Genomic DNA, 24,567 nt, shown 5'->3' with positions numbered 1-24,567 from the left:
GCGGGCCGTCGCCCCCGGGGGGCACCGGGCCTCAGTCCTTCAGCGCCGCCACCTCGTCCAGCCAGAGCCGGGTGAACTCGGCCAGGCCGACACCCAGTTCGGCGCGCAGCAGCCGGTCCGTACGGCGCTCGCGGTCCTCGCCCTGCCCGTCGGCCGCGCCGATCGCCCGGTAGAAGGCGACCAGCCGCTGCGGCCCGTAGCGGCCCGCGATCAGCTCGCAGGCCAGCCAGGACTGCTCGTAGGCCTGGGCGATGCCGGTGGCGCCGGCGGCGAAGTCCCGGTCGGCGGGCAGGTCGGCGGGCAGCCGCCCGGCGGCGACGTCCCGGGCCAGCTCGGGGGCGATCTGCCGCGGGACGCGGCCGGAGTCGCGGTAGGCGGTCCAGTCGGCGACGCCTTCGGAGAGCCACAGCGGTGTCCAGGCCCGGGTGTCGGACCTGGTCGCGACGTGGGTGGCCTCGTGCGTGATGACCACCTGTCGGCCGAAGTCGCTGAGCCGTCCGTACGCCTCGGGGTTGACCAGCACCCGGTCCGCCGGGGTGTGCCGGGGCGCGCCGGGGGCGGCCACGGTGACCGCCGCCATGCCCGCCCAGCCCGCCGGGTCGCCCTCCAGCAGCCGGGCGAACCGCTCCTCGGTACCGGGCAGTTCGAGCAGCAGCCGGCCGGGCCAGGCGCCGCCCCAGACCTCCTCGACGGCCGGTACCGCCCGGTCCCCGACCGCGACCAGCCCGGCCGGGTCGGGGCCGTCGGCCGACCCGAGCACCAGGCAGCGCGCGCCGGCCGCCGACCGCCCCGCGCCGAAGTCCCACGGCGCCGGCGGCCCGCTCGCGCTCTCCTCGCGCTCGACCCGCCAGCCGTCCCCGGCCCGGGCCAGCTCGATCCGGCGCGGGTACACCACGGGGTAGTCGTCGTAGTCGGCGATCCGCACCGCCAGGTCGGCCGCGGCGGTCAGCCGGTCCGGCCCGCCGCCCGCGGCGAGCACCAGGTTGCGGTAGGCCGCCTCGGCCACCGGCAGCCCCGACCGGGCCGGCAGCGAGCGCGCCCGCTCCGCCAGCACCGCCGCCACCTCGCCGCGCCGGTCGGCCGCCTGGCGGGCCGGTGCCGCCGCCGGGGCGACCGGCGGCAGCGACAGCTGGGCCAGCCCGCCGGCCGCGAGCAGCAGCGCACCCCGCCGGGACAGCGTGCGGCGGGTCCTGTCCGTCGGGTGGGGGTCGTGGGGGCCCGCTATCGGGTGGGGGTCGTGGGGGCCGGGCGGCGACGCGCTCAGAGCCGGACCACCCCCGAGACCGGCATGGCGTTGACGCTCTCGTAGCGGACCTTGGCGCCCGGGTAGGGGGCGTGCACGATCACGCCACCGCCGGCGTACATGCCGACGTGGTGCATGTCCCGGTAGAAGATCACCAGGTCTCCCGGTCGCGCTTCGGAGAGGCTGATCCGCTGGCCGGCGTACGCCTGGGCCTGCGAGGTGCGCGGCAGGGTCACTCCGGCCTGCCGCCAGCTGTAGTACATCAGACCGGAGCAGTCGAACGCACGGGGCCCGGTGGCCCCGTAGACGTACGGCGCGCCGACCATCCGGACCGCGGCCGCCAGCGCGGCGGCCCCGCGCTCGGAGGCGGGCGGGGCGGAGCCGAGGTCCAGCCGGTCGGTGCCGCGGGTGGCGCGCTGCTCGGCGTCCCGGGCGTCCTGGGCGGTCATCCTGGCCCGCTCGACGGCGCCCAGGCCGTTGAGCAGCTTCTGTGCCGTGGTCAGCCGCTGCTGGATCTGCTGCTTGCTGTCGGCGAGCGAGCGGCGGGTCTGGTCCAGCTCGGCGAGCTTGCCGGCGGCCTCGGCGCGCCGTTGGTCGAGCCGGCGCTGGCGGGTGACCAGCTCGTGCAGCGTCTCCTGCTGCCGCTGCGTCGCCTGGCCCATGGTTCGGGCGCGGGCGAGGTAGTCCTCCGGGTCGGGGGACAGCATCAGCCGGGCGGTCTGGGTCATCCCGCCGCCGCGGTACTCGGCCCCGGCCACGGTCGCCAGGTCGCCGCGCAGCTCGTTGAGCTGGTCCTGGGCGACGGCGATCTCGCCCTGCAGGATCGTGGTCTCCCCCTGGAGCCGCCGCTGGGCCTCCTGGGCCGCGTTGTACCTCTCCGAAGCCTGCTCGGCCTCGTCGTAGAGCTGCTCGACCTGTGTCTTGACGTCCTTGCGGTCGGCCGGGTCCGGGCTGCCGGGGGCGGCGTGGGCGCTGCCGCCGGTCGCCATGCCGAGCGCGGTGGTGGCCGCCGCCGTCAGCACCAGCGCACGGACGAGCAGTTGGGAACGGCGGTGCACGGGCATGGTGGCAGCGGCTCCAATCCTGCGGCGCGGCCCCGCCGCCGCCCCACTGCGGGCGGTCGTCGAGCGGGAGTCCGGTGGCAGACGTTAGCGAGTCCGGGCAAGCGAGTCCAAACCCCTCCGGACCCGAATATTTGACCCGTAATCGGACATCAGCCCGAGCCGCCGAAAAAGCCGCAGGCCCGGCCTTCCGTGGAGGAAGACCGGGCCTGGAAGCGCCGAGTACGGATCAGACCCGCACGATGCTGGTCAGCGGCATGTTGGTGACGGCCTCGTAGCGGACCGAGGCACCCGGCTTGGGCGCGTGCAGCACCTGGCCGTTGCCGGCGTAGATGCCGACGTGGTGGGCGTCCCCGAAGAAGATCAGCAGGTCGCCGGGCTGGGCCTGGGACAGGTCGCTGCCGATCCGGGTGCCGGCGTGCGCCTGCTCCTGCGAGGTGCGCGGCAGCGAGACGCCGACCTGGTTGAACGCCCAGACCATCAGGCCGGAGCAGTCGAAGGAGGACGCGCCGGTGGCGCCCCACACGTACGGGCTGCCGACCTTGGAGGCGGCGGCGGAGAGCGCGGCTGCACCGCGCGAGCTGCCGGGGGCGACCGGCTTGGCGACCGGCGAGGCCGGGGCCGGGGCCGAGCCCGCGGAGAGGTCGGTGCGGCTGTTGTCGCGGGAGGCGCGGTCGGCGGCCTGCTGGGCCTTCACCGCGGCGTCGGCCTGGGCCTTGGCGTCGGCGGCGGCCTTCTCCTCGGCCGCGCGCAGCGCCTGGCGCTCCTGCTCGGTCAGGGTGTTGAGCAGGTCCTGGGCGGCCTTCAGCTTGTTCTGGACCTCGTCCTTGGAGGCCTTCAGCTGCTGGGTGGTCGACTCCAGCTCGGCGAGCTTGCCCTGGGCCTCGGTGCGGTCCTGGTCGAGCTTGCGCTGCTGCTCCTGGAGCACCTTCAGCTGGTTCTTCTGGGTGTCGCCGGCCTGGTTCAGCGCACCGGCCTGGTTGAGGAAGCTGTCCGGGCTGGACGAGAACATCAGCTGCACGGTCGGGGATATGCCGCCGTTGCGGTACTGCTCCCCGGCGATCTCGGCCAGGCCGCCCTGCAGGTCGGTCACCTGGTCCTGCTGACGGGCCACCTGGTCCTGCAGGCCGGAGACCTGCTTCTCCAGCGTCTGCTGCTTCTCCTGGGCGGCGTTGTACTGCTCGGTCGCCACCTCGGCCTGCTCGTTGAGCTGGTCGACCTGCTCCTTGACCTGGTCCTTGGTCGGCTGCGGGTCGGCGTGGGCGCCGGACTGCGCGGAGAGGGCGACGGCTGCGGCGGCGACACCGGTCAGGATCGAGACACGGGCGCGGCCGGCTGGCTTGGGACGACGATGGGACGCCACGAAGGCGGGCTCCTTCTTCCTACGTCCGCCTACCGGGTGAGCTGACGGGTTCGGGCCGGAAGCATGCCCTACGACGCCTCACGGCCGTTCCAGCGGCCGACCTGGCGCCGATTCACCCCGGAGGAACGTGGTTCCCCGGCTCCGCTGCGCAGCACCCCCGACTACTGGGCTCCCCTGTCGGGCAGTCGCTTCGACCTGCCCCGCTGCCTCGCGAACTCGACGGTAGCCACCGCCGCCACCCCGGCTGGGTGATCGACACTGCGATGGCTCGGTGCATGACCCTAGTAACTGAACCGTGATCGGTTCAAATCCTTGTCAGAAAAAAGACGGAAGATTACCCAAGTTCTTTTGTGAAAATGACCGATGGTAACCGCCGCCCCACGCAAGGCTGATCAGGTCTCACCCGATGCTCGCGAAACGGTCGAAAACCCGAACGCCACCCCCGATCGGGGGTGGCGCGGATCACAGGGCTCGGGCGAACCCCTTCGGCGTGTCGGGCCGTCAGACCCGGCGGATGGTGTTGATCGGCATCGCGTCGGCCTTCATCACCTTCACCACGTCACCGGTGTGCGGCGCGTGGACCACCATGCCGTTGCCGATGTACATCGCGACGTGGTGCATGTCGGGGCCGTAGATGACCAGGTCGCCCGGCTGAGCCGCCGCCAGTCCGGGCACCGCGGTGCCGTAGTGGCCCTGCTCCTGCGAGGTGCGCGGCAGCGAGACGCCGGCCTGGCCGTACGACCAGACCATCAGGCCCGAGCAGTCGAAGGTGCTCGACCCGGTGGCGCCCCACACGTACGGCGAGCCCTGCTTGCTCATCGCCTTGGCGAGGGCCACGGCCGCGTAGCCACTGGCCGGCGGCAGGCTGCTCAGGTCGACCCGGTCGCTGCCGCGCGAGGCCCGGTCGTCCTGCGCCTGCTGGGCCTTCAGCGCGGTGCGCTCGGCGGCGCTCAGCGAGTTCATCAGGTCCTGGGCGGCCTTCAGCTTGGTGTTGACGTCCGCCTTGGCCTGGTTCAGGTCCTTGGTGGTGGTGTCGAGCGAGGCCAGCACGGCGGCCGCCTCGGTCTTCTCCTGGTCCAGCCGCCGCTGCTGGTCCAGCAGCCCCTTGAGCGCCTCCGCCTGGGTGGTGCTGGCCTGCTGGACGGTGGAGGCCTTCTCCAGGTAGCCGGACGGGTCGGAGGAGAGCATCAGCTGGACGGACGGGTCGATGCCGCCGGTGCGGTACTGCTCGCCCGCCACCTCGGCCAGGCCGGCCTGCAGCTGGGTCATCTGCTCCTGGCCGCGGGCCACCTGGTCCTGCAGCTGGTCGGCCTGCTTGCGCAGCTGCGTGGCCCGCTCCGTGGCGCCGTTGTACTTCTCTGCCGCCTGCTCCTGCTCTTGCTGGAGTTGGTCGATCTGCGCCTTGACGTCCGTTTTGTTCGGCTGCGGCGCGGCGTGCGCGGCTACCTGGGCGGAGAGTGCGACCGCGGTCGCAGCGGCCGCGGTGAGCACGGAGACCCGCGCGCGGCTCGGCTGCTTGGGACGGCGGTGGGAGGCCAAGGGACCGGCTCCTTCTTCCAACGGACTCACCCGATTGGATGAGATTCCGGAAAATAGGTTTGACGCCAGACCCTAGTGCGGATCTATCCGCTTTGCCACTCCCCCGAAGGCGTGAACTCTGTTTCCCACACCGACTTCACCGGACCCGCACACCACCACGGACCCAAGGCTGACCAGGAGTCATCCTACGCGGCCCGCGCTCAGGGCCGGGCCAGCCGGTTCAGCAGCAGCACCGAGGCGACCGGGCGCGCGCCCGCCTTCCGCACGCCCTCCGCGACCTCCCGGTCGGCGGAGACCACCACCACCGGACGGCCCTGCGGCTCGGCCCGCACCAGACGGCGAATCAGCTCGTCCGCGGTCTCCCCGGTCCGGCTGAACCGTACCCGGACCCCGCGCGGCGGTGCCATGATCACCGGAACGTCCAGGTCCTGCCCGTCGAACACACAGGTGACCTCCGCCTGGGTGCGCTGGGCCAGCATCGCCAGCCCGCCCAGCAACCGGATCCGCTGCTGCTCCAGCGGCAGCGTCGGATAGCCGGTCTTGGTCACGTTGTAGCCGTCCACCACCAGGTGCACCTGCGGGATCGCCAGCAGCTGGTCCAGCAGCGCCGGGTCGTCCTCGGCCAGCCCGCGCCGCGCCACGTCGTGCGGCGAGGCCGCCCCCGGCACCACCGCCTCCACCAGGTCCGCCGGGCGGATCTGGGAGACCGGCAGCGCCAGCTCCCGCTGCAGCCCCTGGGCCGACTGCAGCACGGTGTCCAGCAGCAGCCGCAGCCGCATGTCCTCGACGCTGCGCCCCTCGCGAGCCGACCGGCGGCCCTGCTCGGCGGCGTTCTCCAGCTCGGAGACCCGGTGCTTGAGCCGCCGCGCCTCGGTCTCGGCCGCACTGCGCTCGGCCGCGCCCTGCGCCTTCGCGGCCTCCAGCTCCCCGGCCAGGCGGCGCGCCTCGGCCTGCGCCCGGCGGGTGTCACTCTCCAGCGACCGCACCTTCTTGCGCAGCGACTCGGCCTCCCGCCGGACGCCCTCGAACTCCGCGCGCTGCCGCTCCAGGTCCGCCCGTGCGGCGGCCCGCACCTCGGCCAGCTCGGCCTGCAGCTTCTCCGCGAGCCGGGCCGCCTCCGCGGCCGCGTCCTCGGCGCCTGCCCGCTCGACCTCCTCGCCGACCTCGGCGACCAGCCGGCTCCAGCCCGCCGAACGCACCAGGTAGGCGGCGGCGGCGACGTCCATCGGATCGGCGGCGCCCGGGACACTGCCCGACTCCAGCGCCCTCACCAGGTCCGGCTGCCCCAGCCGCAGCCGCTCCGCTATCCGCACCCGGAACGCCGGCTCCGCCTCCAGCGCGGCCGCCAGCGCGGTGGCCGCGTACTTGGCGCGCCGCGCGGGGGTGAACTTCACGTACTGACGCAGGCTCTGCGGGAGCTCGCCCGGCGGCAGTCCGCCCAGCGCGTCCGAGGCCAGCCCGACCACGCGTCGGCGCACCCCCTCGGGCAGCGGCCGGTCCAGCTTCTCGGCGACGTGCTCCGACCCGGGCTCAGCGGACTCGGAGGGCTCAGGGGACTCAGAGGTGTCAGGGGTGTCTGGAGTGTCTGGGGTGTCTGGGGTGTCGGGCGCAGCGCTCTCCGCCGGTCCCGTCCCGGCGTCCGGCACCTGCTCCTGCGCAGCGGGCCGAAGCCCCTGCGCTTCGCCGGGCTCCTTCGCTGCGTCCACCACGTCCTCGGCTCCGATCCTGTTTCCGGCGGGGTACGGCCGCGACCGCCCCCTGTCGTCACGCTCCGTGCGTCTTGTCTGTATTGTCCCGTGCGGCGGACGGGCGCGCGGCGCACCGCCCACCACACCGGCGGGGATCAGCCCTGCTCGGTCGGGGCCTCCGCGCCCTCGGCACCCGGGCGGGCCACCAGCTCGACCTGGTCCACGGCGTTGCACCAGCGGCAGCGCACCGACTCGATGGTCTCGCTCAGCACCTCGGTCTCCTCGACCTTGGAGTCGCCGGCCAGGTCGAAGTGCAGGAACTCGGTGACCCGCGCGCTGCGGGTGACATCGAACCGGGTGAGGTTGCCGCACAGCGTGCAGCGCCAGCGCGTCTCGGCGGTCAGGGCGGGGACGGTCATCGGGGGGTCCTCTCGGGTGGTCCCTGCGTGGGCCAGGCGCTCCCCCCGGAGCCCCGGCATCGGCGGCGGGAGGCGGGATTGCCCGCCCCAAGCCTATTGCCTGGGGCAACCATCGCGACCACCGGTCAGCGGAATAGCGGGGCTAGTCCACCTGCCGTAAACCGCCGTGTCACCTGCGGCGCCCGGAGGGATGCTTGGCCGCATGGCGCTCGCGGCCCCCGACCACACCGCCGAGCGGGGCGGCCGGCCGGAGGCGGCCGCCCCGGCGGTCACCTACGCCCTGATCGCGGTCAACACCCTGGTCTTCCTGCTCGGCCCGGCCGCCGGACTCAATCCGCTGTACGGCACCGGCCAGGCCCGGGTCTGCGCGGAGCAGCGGTACGAGCAGCGCTGGGGCGCCGTCCCGGCCGAACTGCTGACCGGGCGGCCGCTGACCGCCGCGCAGTTGACGGAGGCCCCCGACCCGGTCCCCGGCTGCCCGGCCGCCCCGACCCCGGGCAAGCACCCGGCGCTGTCCGCCCTCACCGGCCTCTTCCTGCACGCCGGCTGGCTGCACCTGCTGGGCAACCTGCTCTTCCTCCACGTCTTCGGCCCGGCCGTCGAACGGCGGCTGGGCCGGGCCCGGTACGCCGTCTTCTACCTGGCGGCCGGCAGCCTGGCCACGTACGGCTTCGCGCTCGCCGAGGCGCACGCGCCGGATTCCACCCGGGTGCTCATCGGAGCGTCCGGCGCGATCTCGGCCGTCCTGGGCGCCTATCTGCGCCTGCACCCGCGCGCCCGGGTGACCACCCTCGTCCCGCTGTTGTTCTTCCTGCCGCTGCGCTTCCCGGCCTGGCTGGTGCTCGGCCTCTGGTTCGCCCTGCAGTGGTGGTCGGTGCATTCGGCGGGCCCGGGGGTGGCCTACCTGGTCCACGTGATCGGCTTCTCGGCCGGCTTCCTCTACACCTGCACGGTGGTTCGCCACCCCTCGCGACGACCCGGCTGACGCCCGATACGCTGGCGGCACCCCACAAAGGAGCCCGAACAGTGATCACCGCCATCGTCCTGATCAAGACCAGTGTCGACCGCATCCCGGAGATCGCCGAGGCCATCGCCGCCATCGAGGGCGTCAGCGAGGTCTACTCGGTGACCGGCGGATACGACCTGGTGGCGATGGTCCGGGTGCGCCGCCACGACGACCTGGCCGAGGTCATCCCGGGCCGGCTCAACAAGGTCCCGGGCGTGGCCCACACCGAGACCCAGATCGCCTTCCGCACCTACTCCCAGCACGACCTGGAAGCCGCCTTCGCCCTCGGCCTGGACGAGTAGCGGGGCCGGGGCCTCAGCCCTCCCGGCGGGTGTCCACGACGCAACGCCCGCCCTCGTTGCGGTAGTTCCAGGCCGCGCCGTCCGTGACCAGCTCCCGAACGGCGGTCAGGAAGCGGTCGATGTGCTCGTCCGGCGTCCCGGCGCCGAAACTCACCCGGATCGCGTTCAGGCTGCGCTCGCCCGGCAGCGAGGGCTCCGGCGCACCGCACTCCGACGGCGGGGTGTCCTCGTCACCGAGCAGGGTCCGCACCAGCGGGTGGGCGCAGAACAGGCCGTCGCGCACCCCGATGCCGTACTCGGCGGACAGCGCGGCCGAGAAGTGCGAGCTGTTCCAGCCCCGGACGACGAAGGACAGCACGCCCACCCGGGCGGAGCCGGCGCCGAACAGGTTCAGCACCTTGACCTGGGGGATCCGCGCCAGCCCCGCGGTCAGCCGGTCGACCAGCTGCCGCTCGCGGGCCTCCAGCGCGTCGAAGCCGGCCTCGCTCAGCGCCCGGCAGGCCGAGGCGATCGCGTAGGCGCCGATGACGTTCGGCGAACCGGCCTCGTGCCGGGCCGGGCCGGTGTGCCACTGCACGGCCACCGAGCCGTCCGTCTCCCGGGCCACCGTGCGGGTCGCTCCGCCGCCGGCCAGGTACGGCTCGGCCGCGTCCAGCCAGTCCGCCCGGCCGGCCAGCACCCCGGCGCCGAACGGCGCGTAGATCTTGTGGCCGGAGAAGGCGATCCAGTCGACGTCCAGCTCGCGCACCGAGACCCGGTGGTGCGGGGCCAGCTGGGCGGCGTCCAGCACCACCCGGGCGCCGTGCCGGTGCGCGGTCTCGGTCAGCTCGGCGACCGGCCACAGCTCGCCGGTCACGTTGGAGGCGCCGGTGACGCAGAGCAGCTTGGGCCCCTCGGGCGCCTCGGTGAGCGCGGCGTCCAGGGCGGCCACCGCCTCGGCCCGCGAGCGCGGCGCGCGCAGGTAGGTGACGCCCAGTCCGGCGTGCGCCCAGGGCAGCAGCGAGGCGTGGTGCTCGGTCTCGAAGGCGAACACCCGGGTGCCGGCCGGAACGGCGCCGGCGAGCAGGTTGAGCGAGTCGGTGGTGGCCCGGGTGAAGACCACCTGGTCGCCCTCGCGCAGGTCGAGGAACTCGGCGACGGTGCGGCGGCTCTGCTCGAAGAGGTCGGTGGACAGCTGCGAGAGGTACCCGGCCCCGCGGTGCACGCTGCCGTAGTACGGCGCGTAGGCGGCGACGTCGTCCCACACCCGCTGCAGCGCCGGCGCGCTGGCCGCGTAGTCGAGCGCCGCGTAGCCGACCTTGTCACCGCTGGCGAGCGGGACCTGGACGTCGGCGCCGAGGACCGCGAGGGGGGTGCCGATCTCGGTGGCGATTTCGGTGGAGAGAGACATGAGGATGCACTCCTTCGGGGGTGTGGGACCCCGGGAGTGCCAAATCGTCGGGCGTCCGCGCTTGCCGCACGGACGGTTTGCCGTGGCGACCCGGTCCTCACCCAGGGCACCCCGCCACGGACGGAGGGTTGCCGGACAGCAAGCTGGGGCTTTGGCGCTGTCACTCATGACCTGCCGAAGACTCTAGGTCGGGTCCAGCGGGTGGTCAAACGGGCATCCACCATCCGGACAGCCGGGGAGCCCGCGCCGGCGTACCGGCGCGGGCTCCCAACTACCGCTTCAGCTCCGGCTGGTGGCCTCCGACCAGCGCCGCAGCAGGTCCTGCGCGGCGCCCGAGTCGATGGCCTCCGCCGCCCGCGCCATGCCCGCCGCGAGCTGCTCCGCCAGCGGCGCGTCGCCCAGGTCGAGCGCGACCAGCGCCGCCGCCGTGTTCAGCAGGACGGCGTCCCGCACCGGCCCGCGCTCGCCCGCCAGCAGCCGGCGCGCGACCTCGGCGTTGTAGGCGGGGTCCCCGCCGCGCAGCGTCTCGATGCCGACCAGTTCGATGCCGACCTCCCGCGGGTCGAAGGAGGTCTCGGTGACCACCCCGTCGCGCACCACCCACACCCGCGAGGTGGTGGTGATGGTCAGCTCGTCCAGCCCGTCGTCGCCGCGGAAGACCAGCGCCGTCGAGCCGCGCCGGGCGAGCACGCCGGCGATCAGCCCGGCCAGCCGGGTGTCGAAGCAGCCGATGGCGTGGGAGGTGACCTTGGCCGGGTTGGTCAGCGGGCCGAGGATGTTGAAGGCCGTCGGCACCCCGAGGTCGCGCCGGGCGGTGGCGGCGTGCCGCATCGAGGGGTGGAACTTCGCCGCGAAGCAGAAGGTGAGTCCGACCTCCTCGGCGACCTGGGCGACCCGCCGGGCGGAAAGGTCCAGCGCCACGCCGAGCTTCGCCAGCACGTCCGAGGACCCGGTGGACGAGGAGGCGGCCCGGTTGCCGTGCTTGACCACCTTGGCGCCGGCGGCCGCCGCGACGATCGCCGACATCGTGGAGATGTTGACGGTCTTCGCCCGGTCGCCGCCGGTGCCGACGATGTCCACCGCCGGGCCGGGGATCTCCAGCGGTTCGGCGTGCGCGTACATCGCGTCCACCAGACCGGTGACCTCGTCGACCGTCTCGCCCTTGGCCCGCAGCGCGATCATGAAGCCGGCCACCTGGGCGGGGGACGCCTCGCCGCTCATGATCCGGTCCATCGCCCACGCGGTGGACGAGCGGTCGAGGTCCTCCCCCCGCAACAGCGCCGCCAGGATGTCCGGCCAGGAGCGGACCACCTGCGCGGGGTCGCTACCGCCGTTCGCAGGGTTCACGTTCACCATGGCTGACTCCAGCTGTTGTCGGTTCCCCCGCTCCGGGGGACGTCCGTACGGTTGGGAGCCAGCCTATCCAGCGGCGGGGCGCCTACGGCCCTGTCTTCTCTAGTACTGAGACACCGCCGCTCAGCGGCCGGCCGGAGCCCGCTTCGCCAGCCGTGCCCGCAGCAGGGTGGCGACCGCCTCGGCCAGCGCCACCGGGTCCACCGGTCGGGAGATCGCGGCATCGGCCCGGCTCCAGGCGGCGAGCCAGGAGTCCTGCGGCCGGCCGATCAGCACCAGCACCGGCGGGCAGCCGTAGATCTCGTCCTTCAACTGGCGCCCGAGCCCCAGCCCGCCGGCCGGGACCGCCTCGCCGTCCAGCACGCAGAGGTCCACGCCGCCCTTCTCCAGTGCCTTGAGCACCGCGGGGGTGGTCGCGCACTCCAGGTAGGACAGCTCGGGAAGATCCTCGGCAGGCCGGCGGCCGAGCGCCGTCAGCACCTGCTCGCGGGTGTTGCGATCGTCGCTGTAGACGAGGACGGTGAGCGTCTCATCGGTCGTGTACGCCATGGACCCTGCTCCCTCAAGTGTGATCCGGACCACGTTCGCCTGATCCGGATGCTACTCCCGATCACCCTCCGCCGAGGGCCCCTCGCGCACGTTCCTGCTCAAGGCGCCGCGCCCTGGTCTCACCCGCCTGGAGGACGGCCCGTCACCCGGGCCCGCCCAGTCCACCCGTACGGCCGACCCCGGCCTCTCCCCCCTACCTCCCGCGGCTACTCCGACCGTGCGGCGACGCGCCGGGCAACGGGGTCGTAGGCTGCCCCGAGGAACCGTCAGAAAAGGGACACGCCGCTGCTCAGCCCCCATCCGGGCACCCCGTCGCCCCCCAAGCGGGCATACCGCACGCACCGGACACTCCGAGGGACACCCCCCGGCGTGAAGACGGAATAAGGGACCGACATAATGTCCGTCGTGGCGACAGCAACAGCAGTAGAAACCGGGCACGCGCACGGATCGGTCAACCGGCCGAACATGGTCAGCGTCGGAACGATCGTCTGGCTCAGTTCCGAGTTGATGTTCTTCGCGGCCCTCTTCGCGATGTACTTCACGCTCCGCTCCGTCAAGGGAGCCGAGTTCTGGACCGAGAAGGCTCACGCCCTCAACGTGCCGTTCTCCTCGGTCAACACCACCGTCCTGGTGCTCTCCTCACTCACCTGCCAGCTCGGCGTGTTCGCCGCCGAGCGCGGTGACGTGAAGAAGCTCCGCATGTGGTTCATCATCACGTTCATGATGGGCGCGGTCTTCATCGGCGGCCAGGTCTTCGAGTACACCGAGCTGGTCAAGAAGGACGGCCTGTCGCTGTCCTCCGACCCGTACGGCACGGTGTTCTACCTGACCACCGGCTTCCACGGCCTGCACGTGACGGGTGGTCTGATCGCCTTCCTGCTGGTCCTGGGACGGACGTACGCAGCCAAGCGCTTCACGCACGAGCAGGCCACCGCCGCGATCGTCGTGTCGTACTACTGGCACTTCGTCGACGTCGTGTGGATCGGCCTGTTCGCGACCATCTACCTGATCAAGTAACCAGCTGATCAGGTCGCTGGCCACCGGCTGCGGCCCCCGCCCTCACCGGCGACGGGCCGCTTCTGCCGGTGCCGACGCTCCCACCGACCGACCGCGCGCGCAGCCCTTAGACAGGCAGCCTCGTGCCGGCCAGACCGGCCGCCGGGTGCACCCACCAGTCGACCAGATCCTGACACCGGGGTTATTCCGTGAAAAAGCTCTCCGCACGACGGCGCCACCCATTGGCGGCGCTGGTCGTCCTACTTCTCGCCCTGGCGGCAACCGGGGGGCTGTACGCCGCGTTCGCTCCCGCCGACAAGGCGCAGGCCGACGTCGCCGCGCAGTCGCTCGCGATCGATGAGGGCAAGAAGCTCTTCGCCGTCGGTTGCTCCTCCTGTCACGGCCTGAACGGCCAGGGCGGCAGTGACGGTCCTAGCCTGGTCGGCGTCGGCTCCGCCTCCGTCGACTTCCAGGTCGGTACCGGCCGCATGCCGGCCCAGCAGCCCGGCGCCCAGGTGCCGCGCAAGAAGAACATCTACACGCAGGCCGAGATCGACCAGCTCGCCGCCTTCGTGGCCTCCCTCGGTCCCGGCCCGGTGACCCCGAAGGAGGAGCAGTACACCTCGACCAACCCGGAGGACATCTCCAAGGGTGGCGAGCTGTTCCGCACCAACTGCGCCCAGTGCCACAACTTCGCCGGCCAGGGTGGTGCCCTGACCAAGGGCAAGTACGCCCCGTCGCTGGAGGGCGTGGACGCCAAGCACATCTACGAGGCCATGCAGACCGGCCCGCAGCAGATGCCGTCGTTCCCGGACACCACCATGCCCGAGGAGCAGAAGAAGCAGATCGTGGCCTTCGTCCGCCACACCACCAGCGAAGAGCCCAACCCCGGCGGTCTCACGCTCGGCAGCCTCGGTCCGGTGACCGAGGGCCTGTTCGGCTGGATCTTCGGTCTTGGCACGCTCATCGCGGTCGCGATCTGGGTCGCCGCCCACACCACCAAGGCCAAGAAGTCATGAGCCACGACATGTCAGAAGAGAAGCTCCCGGAGTCGCACGGCTCCGCCGGCGAGGTCGCCGACCACGGCAACCCCTTCGCCGACCCGGGCCTGCCGGCCCACGAGCCCCGTCGCACCGACATCGACGAGCGGGCCGCGCAGCGGGCCGAGCGCCAGGTGTCGCTGATGTTCGTGATCTCGATGCTCGCCACCGTCGGCTTCATCGCCTCGTACGTGGCCATCGACCCGGACAAGATCGTCTACATCTTCCCGCTGGGCAAGGTCAGCGCGATGAACTTCGCGCTGGGCCTGACCCTGGGCGTCGCCCTCTTCATGATCGGCGCGGGCGCGGTCCACTGGGCCCGCACCCTGATGTCGGACGTCGAGCTGCCGGCCGAGCGTCACCCGATCGAGGCCTCCGACGAGGTCCGCGCGGACGTCATCGACCAGTTCAAGACCGGTGCCGCCGAGTCCGGCTTCGGCCGCCGCAAGATGATCCGCAACACCCTCATCGGTTCGATGGCGCTGGTCCCGCTCTCCGGCGTGGTCCTGCTCCGCGACCTCGGCCCGCTCCCGGAGAAGAAGCTCCAGGAGACCGGCTGGAAGGAGGCGACCCCGGCCAAGCCGCTGCCGCTCGTCAACATGAACACCCTGCAGCCGATGAAGCCCGAGGACATCGCCATCGGTTCGCTGACCTTCGCCATGCCGGAGGGCCTGTCCACGCACGACGAGGACTTCCAGCAGCGGATCGCCAAGGACGCCCTGATGCTGGTGCGCATCGCGCCGGACGACATCAAGGACGACAAGTCCAGGGAGCTGGGCTTCGAGGGCATCCTCGCCTACTCCAAGATCTGCACCCACGTCGGCTGCCCGATCAGCCTGTACGAGCAGCAGACCCACCACGCGCTCTGCCCCTGCCACCAGTCGACCTTCGACCTGGCGGACGGCGCGCGCGTCATCTTCGGCCCGGCCGGTCACCCCCTGCCGCAGCTGAAGATCACCACTGACGACAAGGGCAACCTGGTCGCCACCGGCGACTTCGCGAAGCCTGTCGGCCCGAGCTTCTGGGAGCGTGCTCGATGAGTAGCGCGAGCAGCACCACCACCGGTGCCGCCAAGCCTTCCAGCACGCGTGCCAAGCCCACCAACAAGTGGGAAGCCGCGGCTGACTGGACGGACGGCCGGCTGGGGATCTACTCCCTCGCCAAGGCCAACCTGCGGAAGATCTTCCCGGACCACTGGTCCTTCATGCTGGGCGAGATCTGCCTCTACACGTTCGTCATCATCATCCTGACCGGTGTCTACCTGACGCTGTTCTTCAAGCCGTCGATGGCCGAGGTCGTCTACAACGGCTCGTACGTGCCGCTCAAGGGCATCGGGATGTCCGAGGCGTACGCCTCGACGATGAACATCAGCTTCGAGGTCCGCGGCGGTCTGCTGATCCGTCAGATCCACCACTGGGCCGCCCTGGTCTTCGTGGCCGCGATGCTCGTGCACATGATGCGCGTGTTCTTCACCGGCGCGTTCCGCAAGCCGCGTGAGATCAACTGGGTCTTCGGCTTCCTGCTGCTGGTCCTGGGCATGTTCGACGGCTTCTTCGGCTACTCGCTGCCGGACGACCTGCTGTCGGGTACCGGTATCCGCTTCATGGAAGGCGCGATCCTCGCCGTCCCGCTGGTGGGCACCTACGTCCAGATGTTCCTTTACGGGGGCGAGTTCCCCGGCACCGACATCATCCCGCGGTTCTTCACGATCCACGTGCTGCTGATCCCGGGCATCATGCTCGGCCTGCTGGTGGCGCACCTGATCCTGGTCTTCTACCACAAGCACACCCAGTGGGCGGGCCCGGGCAAGACCGAGAAGAACGTCGTCGGCATGCCGCTGATGCCGGTCTACATGGCCAAGGCCGGTGGCTTCTTCTTCCTGGTGTTCGGCATCATCGCCGCCATGTCGGCGATCGCCTCGATCAACCCGATCTGGGCGTACGGACCGTACCGTCCCGACCAGGTGTCCACCGACGCCCAGCCGGACTGGTACATGGGCTTCTCCGAGGGCCTGATCCGTGTCATGCCGGGCTGGGAGATCAGCCTGTGGGGCCACACCCTGAACCTGGGTGTGTTCGTCCCGCTGATGATCTTCCCGCTGGTCCTGGTCGCGATCGCGGTCTACCCGTTCATCGAGGGCTGGATCACCGGTGACAAGCGCGAGCACCACATCCTGGACCGTCCGCGCAACGCCCCGGTCCGCACCGCCCTGGGTGCCGCCTGGATCAGCCTGTACCTGGTGCTGCTGATCGGTGGTGGCAACGACCTGTTCGCCACCCACCTGCACCTGTCGCTCAACGCGATCACCTACTTCGTCCGCGTCGGCTTCTTCGCGGTCCCGGTGATCGTCTTCATCATCACCAAGCGCTGGTGCCTCGGCCTCCAGCGCCGTGACAAGGAGAAGGTGCTGCACGGCCGCGAGACGGGTGTCATCAAGCGCCTGCCGCACGGCGAGTTCATCGAGGTGCACGCCCAGCTGCCGCAGAAGGACCTGCACAAGCTCACCGCGCACGAGCAGATCCAGCCGGTCCAGCTGCCGGCCCAGACGGACGAGAACGGCGTGGCCCGCAAGGCCGGCGTCGTCACCCGCACCCGGGCCAAGCTGTCCCGCGGCTTCTACGGCGAGGGCAGCCAGATCCCCAAGCCGACCGCCGAGGAGCACCACGAGATCACCAGCGGCCACGGCCACCACTGATCCCGTACCCGCGTCACCCCGAGGGCCGCTGACCAGAGTTCATCTGGTCAGCGGCCCTCGGGCTTTTCCGTATCCTCCGGTTCCGTACCCGCCCTCGCCCTCAGGAGCTTCCCGTGCAGCTGTCCGTCGACTCCGCGTCCGCCACTCCCCCGTACGAGCAGATCCGCGCCCAGATCGCGGAGCGGGCCCGTACCGGGGACCTGCCGACCGGGCTGAAGCTGCCCACCGTACGGGCCCTGGCCGAGGAGCTGGGGCTGGCCGCCGGCACCGTCGCCCGGGCCTACCGGGAGCTGGAGGCGGACGGCATCGTGGAGACCCACGGCCGGCGCGGCACGCTGATCGCCGCCGCCGGGGACACCGCGCACCGGCTGGCCGCCGCGGCCGCCACCGAGTACGCCGAGCGCGCGGACCGACTCGGGCTCTCCCACGCGGACGCCCTGGCCGCGGTGGTCACCGCGCTGGGGCTGGCCTACCCCGAGGCCTAGCAACGGGACCCGGCAGCAAGGCTCGGCAGTGGGGCCTGGCAGCGGGGCCCGGCGGGGGCTTCGCGGGCCCTCAGACCTCCGGGCGGATCATCCCCGCGGCCGGGGCCTGGCCGGCCGGTGCGGTGGTGCTGAGGGGCTGTCCGACGGCGCTGTGCTTGACCCAGTCCGTCCAGGTGACGTTCCAGTCCCCGAAGCCGTTGCCGAACGCCTCCATCCCGGCGCCGCGGCTGTTCACCACCGTCACCAGGTCCCCCACCCGGGTGTTCTCGTAGAACCACTTGGCGTTCTCGGTGCTCATGCCGGTACAGCCGTGGCTGACGTTCTCCACGCCCTGCGAGCCGACCGACCAGGGCGCCGCGTGGACGTACTCGCCGCTCCAGGTCACCCGGGTGGCCCACTGCACGTCGAGGTTGTACGACTCCGAGCTGCCGGCGGCTATGCCGATGGTCTCGCCGCTCATCCGGACGGACCGCTCCTGGCCGAGCACCACCTTGATGCCGTTGCGGGTGTCGAACCCGGGCTTTCCGGTGGTGACCGGGATGGTCCGCACGACCTCGCCGTCACGCTTCAGGGTGAGCTCGTGGGCGGCCGCGTCGACCACCGACTCGACCCGCTCGCCTATCCGCAGCTTCAGCGAGCTGCGGTCGCCGCCGTAGAGGCCGTCCGCGATCCGGCTGCCGGTGTCGTCGAAGGCCAGCGTGACGGTCGTCCCGGCCGGCCAGTACTCCTCCGGGCGGAAGTGCAGGTTCTTGTCGTCCACCCAGTACCAGGCGCCGGTGACAGCGGGCTGGGAGGTGACGGTCAGGGCCTGCTCGACCTCCCGGCGGGCCTGCGGGTCCTTCACCGCCTCGGAGAGCTGCACGGTGAGCGGCTGGCCGACCCCGTAGACGCCGCTGCCGGAGGAGTCCGGGCCGAGCTTGGCGGTGAGCAGGCGCTGGGCGGCGAGGGTGCTGAAGTCTTCGGTGGTGTCGCCGCGGCCGCCCTTGCCGTCGTCGGCGGCGATGCGGACGGAGTACGTGGTGGCGGCCTTCAGCCGGCCGGTGGTCCGCCAGCTGCGCTGGTCGGCGGCGAGTTCGCCCGCGACCACCCGGCCGTCCGGGCCCACCACGGTGACGTCGGTGAGCCGGCTGCCCTGCACGGCCGTCACGGTGACCGGCTGGGCCGGGTCGACCTTGCCGTCCGCCGAGAGGTGGACCAGCGGGGCCGCGTCGATCCGGTGCGGCCCGGCGGACTCGTCGTCGCCGGACGAGCAGGCGGCCAGCGGGGCCAGTACTACGAGGGTCAGCGAGATGCTGCCTATAGCTGCGATTCCGCACCTGTCGGGCATGACCGCCTCCGGGGTTCGCACGATTGATCAGATCGTAGGAACGCCTACCAGCAGAGCGACATCCGAGGGACCCTCCGTTGACCCGGGAGAGTGAGACCGTCACCCCGGAGACGCAGCAGGGCCGGTCCCCCCGTGCGGGGGGACCGGCCCTGGTGTCGGATGCGGAACCCTACTGGTTCTGGTTCTCGCCCCGGTAGAACTCGAAGACCCATCCGAAGATGCCGATCGCGATGATCGGGGCGGCCCAGAACATCAGCCACCAGCCGAAGATCACGCCCATGAAGGCGAGCGCGCCACCGAGCGCCAGCGACAGCGGCTGCCAGCTGGTCGGGGCGAAGAAGCCCACCTCACCGGCGTCGTCCGTGACCTCGGCCTCGGGGTTGTCACCCGCGCCGCTGTCCACCCGGCGGGCGGTGAAGGCGAGGTAGTACCCGATGAAGGCACAGAGGGCGAAGGCGAGGAAGAGCGCGGTGGTACCCGCGGCCTCCAGGCCCGGGCCCGAGTTGTTGGTCCACAGGCCGTAGGTGATGGCCATGGCCAGCACGAAGACCGACAGGCCCAGGAAGATCTTTCCCTGTTCCTTCATCAGGCGTCACCCTCCTGCTTGCCCTTGCCCAGCTTCGGGGCGTCGTACTTCGCCGGGGTCACACCGGCGAGGTGCTTGGCCGGCTCACCGTGGTTCTCCAGGTAGTCCAGCGCGGCGATCTCCGGGTGGTGGAGGTCGAAGGCCGGGGATTCGGAGCGGATCCGGGGCAGGGTGAGGAAGTTGTGCCGCGGCGGCGGGCAGGAGGTCGCCCACTCGAGGGAGCGGCCGAAGCCCCACGGGTCGTCCACGGTGACCTTCTCGCCGTACTTGGCGGTCTTCCAGACGTTGTAGAGGAACGGCAGGATCGACAGGCCGAGCACGAAGGAGCCGATGGTCGAGACGGTGTTCAGGGTGGTGAAGCCGTCCGACGCCAGGTAGTCGGCGTAGCGGCGGGGCATGCCCTCCGCGCCGAGCCAGTGCTGCACCAGGAACGTCGTGTGGAAGCCGATGAACAGCGTCCAGAAGGTGATCCGGCCGAGCCGCTCGTCCAGCATCTTGCCGGTCATCTTCGGCCACCAGAAGTGGAAGCCGGCGAACATCGCGAACACGACGGTGCCGAAGACCACGTAGTGGAAGTGGGCGACGACGAAGTACGAGTCCGAGACGTGGAAGTCGATCGGCGGGGAGGCCAGCAGGACACCGGTCAGACCGCCGAAGAGGAAGGTGACCAGGAAGCCGACCGTCCAGAGCATCGGGGTCTCGAAGCTCAGTGAGCCCTTCCACATGGTGCCGACCCAGTTGAAGAACTTCACACCGGTCGGGACCGCGATCAGGAAGGTCATGAAGGAGAAGAACGGCAGCAGGACCTGCCCGGTGACGTACATGTGGTGCGCCCACACCGTCACGGACAGACCGGCGATCGCGATGGTGGCCGCGATCAGACCGGAGTAGCCGAACATCGGCTTGCGGCTGAAGACCGGGATGATCTCGGACACGATGCCGAAGAACGGCAGCGCGATGATGTACACCTCGGGGTGGCCGAAGAACCAGAACAGGTGCTGCCACAGCATCGCCCCGCCGTTGGCGGGGTCGAAGACGTGGGCACCGAACTTCCGGTCGGCCTCCAGGGCGAACAGCGCGGCGGCCAGGACCGGGAAGGCCAGCAGGACCAGCACCGAGGTCAGCAGGACGTTCCAGACGAAGATCGACATCCGGAACATCGTCATGCCCGGGGCGCGCATGCAGATGATCGTGGTGATGAAGTTGACCGCACCGAGGATCGTGCCGAAGCCGGAGAAGGCCAGACCCATGATCCACATGTCGCCGCCGACGCCGGGCGAGTGCACCGCGTCCGACAGCGGGGAGTAGGCGAACCAACCGAAGTTGGCGGCACCGTTCGGGGTCAGGAAGCCGGACACCGCGATGGTCGAACCGAAGAGGTACAGCCAGTACGCGAACATGTTCAGACGCGGGAACGCCACGTCCGGCGCGCCGATCTGCAGCGGCATGATCCAGTTCGCGAAGCCCGCGAACAGCGGCGTCGCGAACATCAGCAGCATGATCGTGCCGTGCATCGTGAACGCCTGGTTGAACTGCTCGTTCGACAGGATCTGGGTCCCGGGACGAGCCAGCTCGGCGCGCATGACCAGGGCGAGGATGCCACCGATCAGGAAGAAGGCGAACGACGTGCCCAGGTACAGGGTGCCGATCGTCTTGTGGTCAGTGGTGGTCAGCCACTTGATGATGGTCGAACCCGGCTTCCGGGTCCGCTGCGCCCCGACCGTGACGGCACCGGCGCCCCCGCCGGCCGCGGCGGGCTCGTTGAGGATGGTCACTTCTCTTCACTTCCCATGCCGATGAGGCCGGAGGGCACCGAGCCGTTCTGGCCCTTGGCGCGAAGCTCGGCCAGGTGCTTGTCGTAGTCGGCGCGGTCGACGACCTTGACGTTGAACAGCATGCGCGAGTGGTCGGTACCGCAGAGCTCGGCACACTTGCCCATGTACTCGCCCTTGACGGTCGGGGTGACCTCGAACTTGTTCACCACGCCCGGCACGACGTCCATCTTCATCATGAAGTTGACGGGCCAGAAGTCGTGGATGACGTCACGCGAGGTGAGACGGAACTGCACCGTCTCGTTGACCGGCAGCCAGAGCGTCGGAACATCCTTGGGCGTACCGATGTCGTACGCGGCGTCCTTGTTGGCCGGGTCGGGAGTCTCGGTGTTCTCGTAGTTGAACGCCCAGCTCCACTGGAAGCCGACCACGTTGACGTAGTGCTGCGGCTTCTCGGAGACGTGCGTCAGCTTGTTCTCGTCGCGGGCGACGAAGTAGAAGAGCACCGAGACGATGATGATGGGGACCGCGGTGTAGAGCGCCTCGATGGGCACGTTGTACCGGGTCTGCGGAGGGACCTCCACACCGGTGCGCTTGCGCCGGTGGAAGATCACGCTCCAGATGATCAGACCCCACATCAGTACGCCGACCACCAGCGCCGCGATCCAGGACCCCTGCCACATCCGGAGGACCAACGGCCCTTCCGTGGTGACGGGGCTCGGGAGGCCAAGCCTGGGGAGGTCGTTGGCCGAGCAGCCGGTGGCGGTCGCGATGACGAGGCCCAGTGCCAGCGCCTGAGGCAGCTTCCGCCGCATCGTGCGCCGCGGCGAGCGGTCGGAGCCGTTGGGACTCACGTAGCGCCTTCCCGAAGTCTCGCCCGCCTTCGCGTCGCCCCGAGGAGGATTGTGAGCCTCCCCGGCGACCCGACCACGGGCACGGTTTGAATGCTTATGCGGGCCAAACCCTACTCCAGCCTTATGCGCTCCTGACGGGCAGCCCCCGGTAACGCGCCGCCCGGTCGCCCGATCAGGCCCGGAAGGGGCTGCGTCGCAGGTCATCGTAGGCATTAGAGCTCCGTACGCCCGATCGGGGGATGACCTCGGGCAACGTCCATGACGACCCGTCGGACGCGGACGAAGCGGACATTCGGGGTGATCGACTGACGGTGGGTGAGCCGTGCGATCGGACCGGAAAGGGCCCGGGTGTGTCGTTAAATGTGACCGTGTACTTCGACGCGGCCTCGACGGCCCCTCTGCACCCCGTCGCGCGACAGGCGCTGACCGCCGCCCTCGACGAGGGCTGGGCCGATCCGGCCCGGCTGTACCGCTCCGGCCGGCAGGCCCGGATGCTGCTGGACGCCGCCCGCGAGACGGTCGCCGCGGTGCTGGGCGCGCGGGCCGACGAGATCGCCTTCACCGCGAGCGGGACGCAGGCCGTCCAACTCGGCCTGCTCGGCGCCCTGGCCGGGAACCGGCGGCGCGGCGGCCACCTGGTGCACTCCGCGGTGGAGCACTCCAGCGTGCTGCACGTCGCCGAGCGCCACGAGGCGGGCGGGGGCGAGGTCACGGTCGTCCCGGTGGACCGGGGCGGACGGGTCGACCCGGCGGCCTTCGGCGCGCTGCTGCGCCCGGACACCGCGCTGGCCGCGTTGCAGAGCGCCAACCACGAGGTGGGGACGGTCCAGCCGGTCGGCGAGGTCGCCGAATCGTGCGCCGCGGCCGGCGTCCCGCTGCTGGTCGACGCGGCGCAGAGCGCCGGGCGGGTGGACGTCCCGGCGGGCTGGTCGCTGCTGACCGCGAGCGCGCACAAGTGGGGCGGCCCGCCCGGGGTCGGGGTGCTGGCGGTGCGCAAGGGCGTCCGGTACGCCTCGCCGCTGCCGGCCGACGAGCGCGAGGGCGGCCGGGTGCCCGGCTACGTCAACGTCCCGGCGATCGTGGCCGCGGCCGCCTCGCTGCGCGCCGTACGGGCCGAGGCCGAGCAGGAGAACGCCCGGCTGCACGCCCTGGTGGAGCGGATCCGGGCCCGGGTGCCGCGGCTGGTGCCCGAGGTCGAGGTGGTCGGCGACCCGGTGCGGCGGCTGCCGCACATCGTCACCTTCTCCTGCCTGTACGTGGACGGCGAGGTGCTGCTGACCGAGCTGGACCGGGCGGGCTTCGCGGTCTCCTCCGGCTCCTCCTGCACCTCCTCCACACTGACGCCCAGCCATGTGCTGGCGGCCATGGGGGTGCTCACCGAGGGAAACGTCCGGATCTCGCTGCCGTACGGGACGGCCGAGGCGGACGTGGAGCGCTTCCTCGCGGTGCTGCCGGAGCTGGTGGCCGGGGTCCGGGCACCGCTCGGGCTGGACCTGCCGGCGCCCGAGGCCGCCCCGGCGGGCACGCTGCTGGTGATCGACGCGCTGGGCAAGCGGTGCCCGCTGCCGGTGATCGAGCTGGCGAAGCGGATCGGCGAGGTGCCGCCGGGCGGCACGGTCGCCGTGCTGGCGGACGACGAGGCGGCCCGGCTGGACATCCCGGCCTGGTGCGAGATGCGCGGGCAGGAGTACGCGGGCGAGGCCCCGGCCGCCGAGTACGGCGGCGACCGGGGCTCGGCCTACCTCGTCGTGCGGCGCACTACTTGACCAGGTGCGCGCGGATCTCGGCGGCCGCCTCGGCGCCGTAGGTGTCCTCGAAGCGCTTCAGGAAGCCGGCCGGGCGCAGCTCGTACTCCTGGGTGCCGACGGTCTCGATGACCAGGGTGGCGAGCATGCAGCCGAGCTGGGCGGAGCGCTCCAGGTCGAGGTCCCAGGACAGACCGGCGAGGAAGCCGGCCCGGAAGGCGTCGCCGACGCCGGTCGGGTCGAGCTTGGCCTCCTCCTTGGCGCAGCCGACCAGGATCGGCGCCTCGCCCTTGCGCTCGATCCGGACGCCCTTGCTGCCGAGGGTGGTGATCCGGGTGCCGACGCGGGTGAGCAGCTCCTCGGCGTTCCAGCCGGTCTTGGTCTCGATCAGCGCGGCCTCGTACTCGTTGGTGAAGAGGTACGCGGCGCCGTCCACGATGTCGCGGATGTCGTCGCCCTCCAGGCGGGCCAGCTGCTGGGAGGGGTCGGCGGCGAAGGCGTAGCCGCGGGTGCGGCACTCCTGGGTGTGGCGGACCATGCCCTGCGGGTCGTCGGCGCCGATCAGGACGAGGTCCAGGCCGCCGACGCGGTCGGCGATCGGCTTCAGCTCGATACTGCGGGCCTCGGCCATGGCGCCGGTGTAGAACGAGGCGATCTGGTTGTGGTCCTGGTCCGTGGTGCACATGAAGCGGGCCGTGTGCCGGGTCTCGGAGATGTGGACGGAGTCGCAGTCCACGTTGTTGCGCTCCAGCCAGCTGCGGTACTCGGCGAAGTCCGCGCCGGCGGCGCCGACCAGGATCGGGCGCAGCCCCAGCACACCCATGCCGAAGGCGATGTTCGGGGCGACCCCGCCCCGGCGGATGTCCAGGGTGTCGACCAGGAAGGACAGCGACACGGTGTGCAACTGCTCGGCGACGAGCTGGTCGGCGAACCGACCGGGAAACGTCATCAGATGGTCGGTGGCGATCGAGCCGGCGACGGCGATACGCACGGAAGGTCTCCTCAGGGTGGCTGTGGGGCCAGCGGGCAGGCGCGGATGAACCCACTCACGGTACCGGGCCCCGGGAGGTGCCCCCGCAAGAGTGCCGAAAGTTGCCGCCCGTACGGCCATGGTGGCACCCGTCGCCGTCGAACGTGTACTACCTCCGGGTAGC

Annotated in this window: 22 protein-coding genes and 2 riboswitches; of the genes, 8 read left to right on the top strand and 14 right to left on the bottom strand. The window is 71.4% G+C overall.

What is annotated here, in order from left to right; translation table 11 throughout:
- Nucleotides 1-31: 31 nt before the first annotated feature.
- From ACZ51D_RS27280 to ACZ51D_RS27255, 6 genes are all read right to left on the bottom strand, one after another.
- On the bottom strand, nucleotides 32-1,054 hold the full coding sequence (locus tag ACZ51D_RS27280) for a hypothetical protein (protein WP_465663756.1): 1,023 nt from the start codon (nucleotides 1,052-1,054) through the stop codon (nucleotides 32-34).
- A 206-nt stretch (nucleotides 1,055-1,260) separates the two neighbouring features.
- On the bottom strand, nucleotides 1,261-2,307 hold the full coding sequence (locus ACZ51D_RS27275) for a C40 family peptidase (RefSeq protein WP_465621506.1): 1,047 nt from the start codon (nucleotides 2,305-2,307) through the stop codon (nucleotides 1,261-1,263).
- A gap of 226 nt (nucleotides 2,308-2,533) precedes the next feature.
- Nucleotides 2,534-3,667: a C40 family peptidase gene (locus tag ACZ51D_RS27270; protein ID WP_360492436.1), complete on the bottom strand. Its 1,134-nt coding sequence runs from the start codon at nucleotides 3,665-3,667 to the stop codon at nucleotides 2,534-2,536.
- Between the two features lie 10 nt (nucleotides 3,668-3,677).
- A riboswitch (cyclic di-AMP (ydaO/yuaA leader) is annotated at nucleotides 3,678-3,831 on the bottom strand.
- Nucleotides 3,832-4,168: 337 nt separating this feature from the next.
- Nucleotides 4,169-5,206 (bottom strand): C40 family peptidase, encoded by a 1,038-nt coding sequence (locus tag ACZ51D_RS27265; protein ID WP_360492439.1) that lies wholly within the window; start codon nucleotides 5,204-5,206, stop codon nucleotides 4,169-4,171.
- A 200-nt stretch (nucleotides 5,207-5,406) separates the two neighbouring features.
- Nucleotides 5,407-6,708, bottom strand: a complete 1,302-nt coding sequence (locus ACZ51D_RS27260) for an NYN domain-containing protein (RefSeq protein WP_360493015.1) — start codon at nucleotides 6,706-6,708, stop codon at nucleotides 5,407-5,409.
- A gap of 341 nt (nucleotides 6,709-7,049) precedes the next feature.
- On the bottom strand, nucleotides 7,050-7,313 hold the full coding sequence (locus ACZ51D_RS27255; RefSeq protein WP_360492442.1) for a hypothetical protein: 264 nt from the start codon (nucleotides 7,311-7,313) through the stop codon (nucleotides 7,050-7,052).
- Between the two features lie 202 nt (nucleotides 7,314-7,515).
- On the opposite strand from ACZ51D_RS27255, the gene ACZ51D_RS27250 reads away from it, so the two are divergent.
- The gene (locus ACZ51D_RS27250; protein ID WP_465621509.1) at nucleotides 7,516-8,298 is read left to right on the top strand and encodes a rhomboid family intramembrane serine protease; all 783 of its coding nucleotides are present in this window, start codon (nucleotides 7,516-7,518) and stop codon (nucleotides 8,296-8,298) included.
- 41 nt (nucleotides 8,299-8,339) lie between these two features.
- A complete protein-coding gene (locus tag ACZ51D_RS27245) occupies nucleotides 8,340-8,621 on the top strand; it encodes an Lrp/AsnC ligand binding domain-containing protein (RefSeq protein ID WP_030240061.1) in 282 nt (93 codons plus the stop codon).
- 13 nt (nucleotides 8,622-8,634) lie between these two features.
- Here the strand turns inward: ACZ51D_RS27245 and ACZ51D_RS27240 are convergent, their stop codons facing one another.
- From ACZ51D_RS27240 to ACZ51D_RS27230, 3 genes are all read right to left on the bottom strand, one after another.
- Nucleotides 8,635-10,011, bottom strand: coding sequence for an aminotransferase class V-fold PLP-dependent enzyme (locus ACZ51D_RS27240; RefSeq protein WP_465621511.1), 1,377 nt, complete (start codon nucleotides 10,009-10,011; stop codon nucleotides 8,635-8,637).
- Nucleotides 10,012-10,063: 52 nt separating this feature from the next.
- Nucleotides 10,064-10,183: riboswitch (SAM riboswitch) on the bottom strand.
- A 107-nt stretch (nucleotides 10,184-10,290) separates the two neighbouring features.
- On the bottom strand, nucleotides 10,291-11,367 hold the full coding sequence (gene trpD / locus ACZ51D_RS27235) for an anthranilate phosphoribosyltransferase (RefSeq protein WP_465621513.1): 1,077 nt from the start codon (nucleotides 11,365-11,367) through the stop codon (nucleotides 10,291-10,293).
- A gap of 120 nt (nucleotides 11,368-11,487) precedes the next feature.
- Nucleotides 11,488-11,913, bottom strand: a complete 426-nt coding sequence (locus tag ACZ51D_RS27230) for a response regulator (protein WP_360492454.1) — start codon at nucleotides 11,911-11,913, stop codon at nucleotides 11,488-11,490.
- A 396-nt stretch (nucleotides 11,914-12,309) separates the two neighbouring features.
- Here ACZ51D_RS27230 and ctaE point away from each other — a divergent pair, with 396 nt between their 5' ends.
- The 5 genes from ctaE (at nucleotide 12,310) to ACZ51D_RS27205 (ending at nucleotide 17,129) form a co-directional block, all read left to right on the top strand.
- Entirely contained in the window at nucleotides 12,310-12,930 is a 621-nt protein-coding gene (gene ctaE / locus ACZ51D_RS27225; RefSeq protein WP_196949465.1) for an aa3-type cytochrome oxidase subunit III, read from the top strand.
- A 188-nt stretch (nucleotides 12,931-13,118) separates the two neighbouring features.
- Nucleotides 13,119-13,928 carry a cytochrome bc1 complex diheme cytochrome c subunit gene (gene qcrC / locus ACZ51D_RS27220; protein ID WP_360492457.1) on the top strand — a complete coding sequence of 270 codons (810 nt, stop codon included), beginning with the start codon at nucleotides 13,119-13,121 and terminating at the stop codon, nucleotides 13,926-13,928.
- Nucleotides 13,929-13,936: 8 nt separating this feature from the next.
- Nucleotides 13,937-14,989, top strand: coding sequence for a cytochrome bc1 complex Rieske iron-sulfur subunit (qcrA, locus tag ACZ51D_RS27215; protein ID WP_465621516.1), 1,053 nt, complete (start codon nucleotides 13,937-13,939; stop codon nucleotides 14,987-14,989).
- The gene (gene qcrB, locus ACZ51D_RS27210; RefSeq protein WP_360492462.1) at nucleotides 14,986-16,644 is read left to right on the top strand and encodes a cytochrome bc1 complex cytochrome b subunit; all 1,659 of its coding nucleotides are present in this window, start codon (nucleotides 14,986-14,988) and stop codon (nucleotides 16,642-16,644) included. Before qcrA ends, qcrB begins: the two co-directional genes overlap by 4 nt.
- A 113-nt stretch (nucleotides 16,645-16,757) precedes the next feature.
- Nucleotides 16,758-17,129, top strand: a complete 372-nt coding sequence (locus ACZ51D_RS27205; protein ID WP_465621520.1) for a GntR family transcriptional regulator — start codon at nucleotides 16,758-16,760, stop codon at nucleotides 17,127-17,129.
- A gap of 70 nt (nucleotides 17,130-17,199) precedes the next feature.
- Here the strand turns inward: ACZ51D_RS27205 and ACZ51D_RS27200 are convergent, their stop codons facing one another.
- The 4 genes from ACZ51D_RS27200 to ctaC all read right to left on the bottom strand — a co-directional run bounded on the left by ACZ51D_RS27200 (nucleotide 17,200) and on the right by ctaC (nucleotide 21,668).
- Entirely contained in the window at nucleotides 17,200-18,456 is a 1,257-nt protein-coding gene (locus ACZ51D_RS27200) for a L,D-transpeptidase (RefSeq protein WP_465621522.1), read from the bottom strand.
- A 169-nt stretch (nucleotides 18,457-18,625) separates the two neighbouring features.
- Nucleotides 18,626-19,042 carry a cytochrome c oxidase subunit 4 gene (locus tag ACZ51D_RS27195; protein WP_360492469.1) on the bottom strand — a complete coding sequence of 139 codons (417 nt, stop codon included), beginning with the start codon at nucleotides 19,040-19,042 and terminating at the stop codon, nucleotides 18,626-18,628.
- On the bottom strand, nucleotides 19,042-20,817 hold the full coding sequence (ctaD, locus tag ACZ51D_RS27190) for an aa3-type cytochrome oxidase subunit I (protein WP_396287785.1): 1,776 nt from the start codon (nucleotides 20,815-20,817) through the stop codon (nucleotides 19,042-19,044). Before ctaD ends, ACZ51D_RS27195 begins: the two co-directional genes overlap by 1 nt.
- Nucleotides 20,814-21,668: an aa3-type cytochrome oxidase subunit II gene (gene ctaC / locus ACZ51D_RS27185; RefSeq protein WP_465621525.1), complete on the bottom strand. Its 855-nt coding sequence runs from the start codon at nucleotides 21,666-21,668 to the stop codon at nucleotides 20,814-20,816. Before ctaC ends, ctaD begins: the two co-directional genes overlap by 4 nt.
- A 368-nt stretch (nucleotides 21,669-22,036) precedes the next feature.
- Between ctaC and ACZ51D_RS27180 the strand changes: the two genes are divergently transcribed.
- Nucleotides 22,037-23,434: an aminotransferase class V-fold PLP-dependent enzyme gene (locus ACZ51D_RS27180; protein ID WP_465621527.1), complete on the top strand. Its 1,398-nt coding sequence runs from the start codon at nucleotides 22,037-22,039 to the stop codon at nucleotides 23,432-23,434.
- Here ACZ51D_RS27180 and ACZ51D_RS27175 read toward each other — a convergent pair.
- A complete protein-coding gene (locus tag ACZ51D_RS27175; RefSeq protein WP_360492477.1) occupies nucleotides 23,427-24,404 on the bottom strand; it encodes a carbohydrate kinase family protein in 978 nt (325 codons plus the stop codon). The two genes, ACZ51D_RS27180 and ACZ51D_RS27175, sit on opposite strands and share 8 nt — an antisense overlap.
- Nucleotides 24,405-24,567: the final 163 nt, after the last annotated feature.

Source organism: Kitasatospora sp. NPDC033851, from assembly GCF_055576085.1.
Note: the sequence above shows the minus strand (reverse complement) of the source record. Positions and strands in the feature narration are given on the sequence as shown.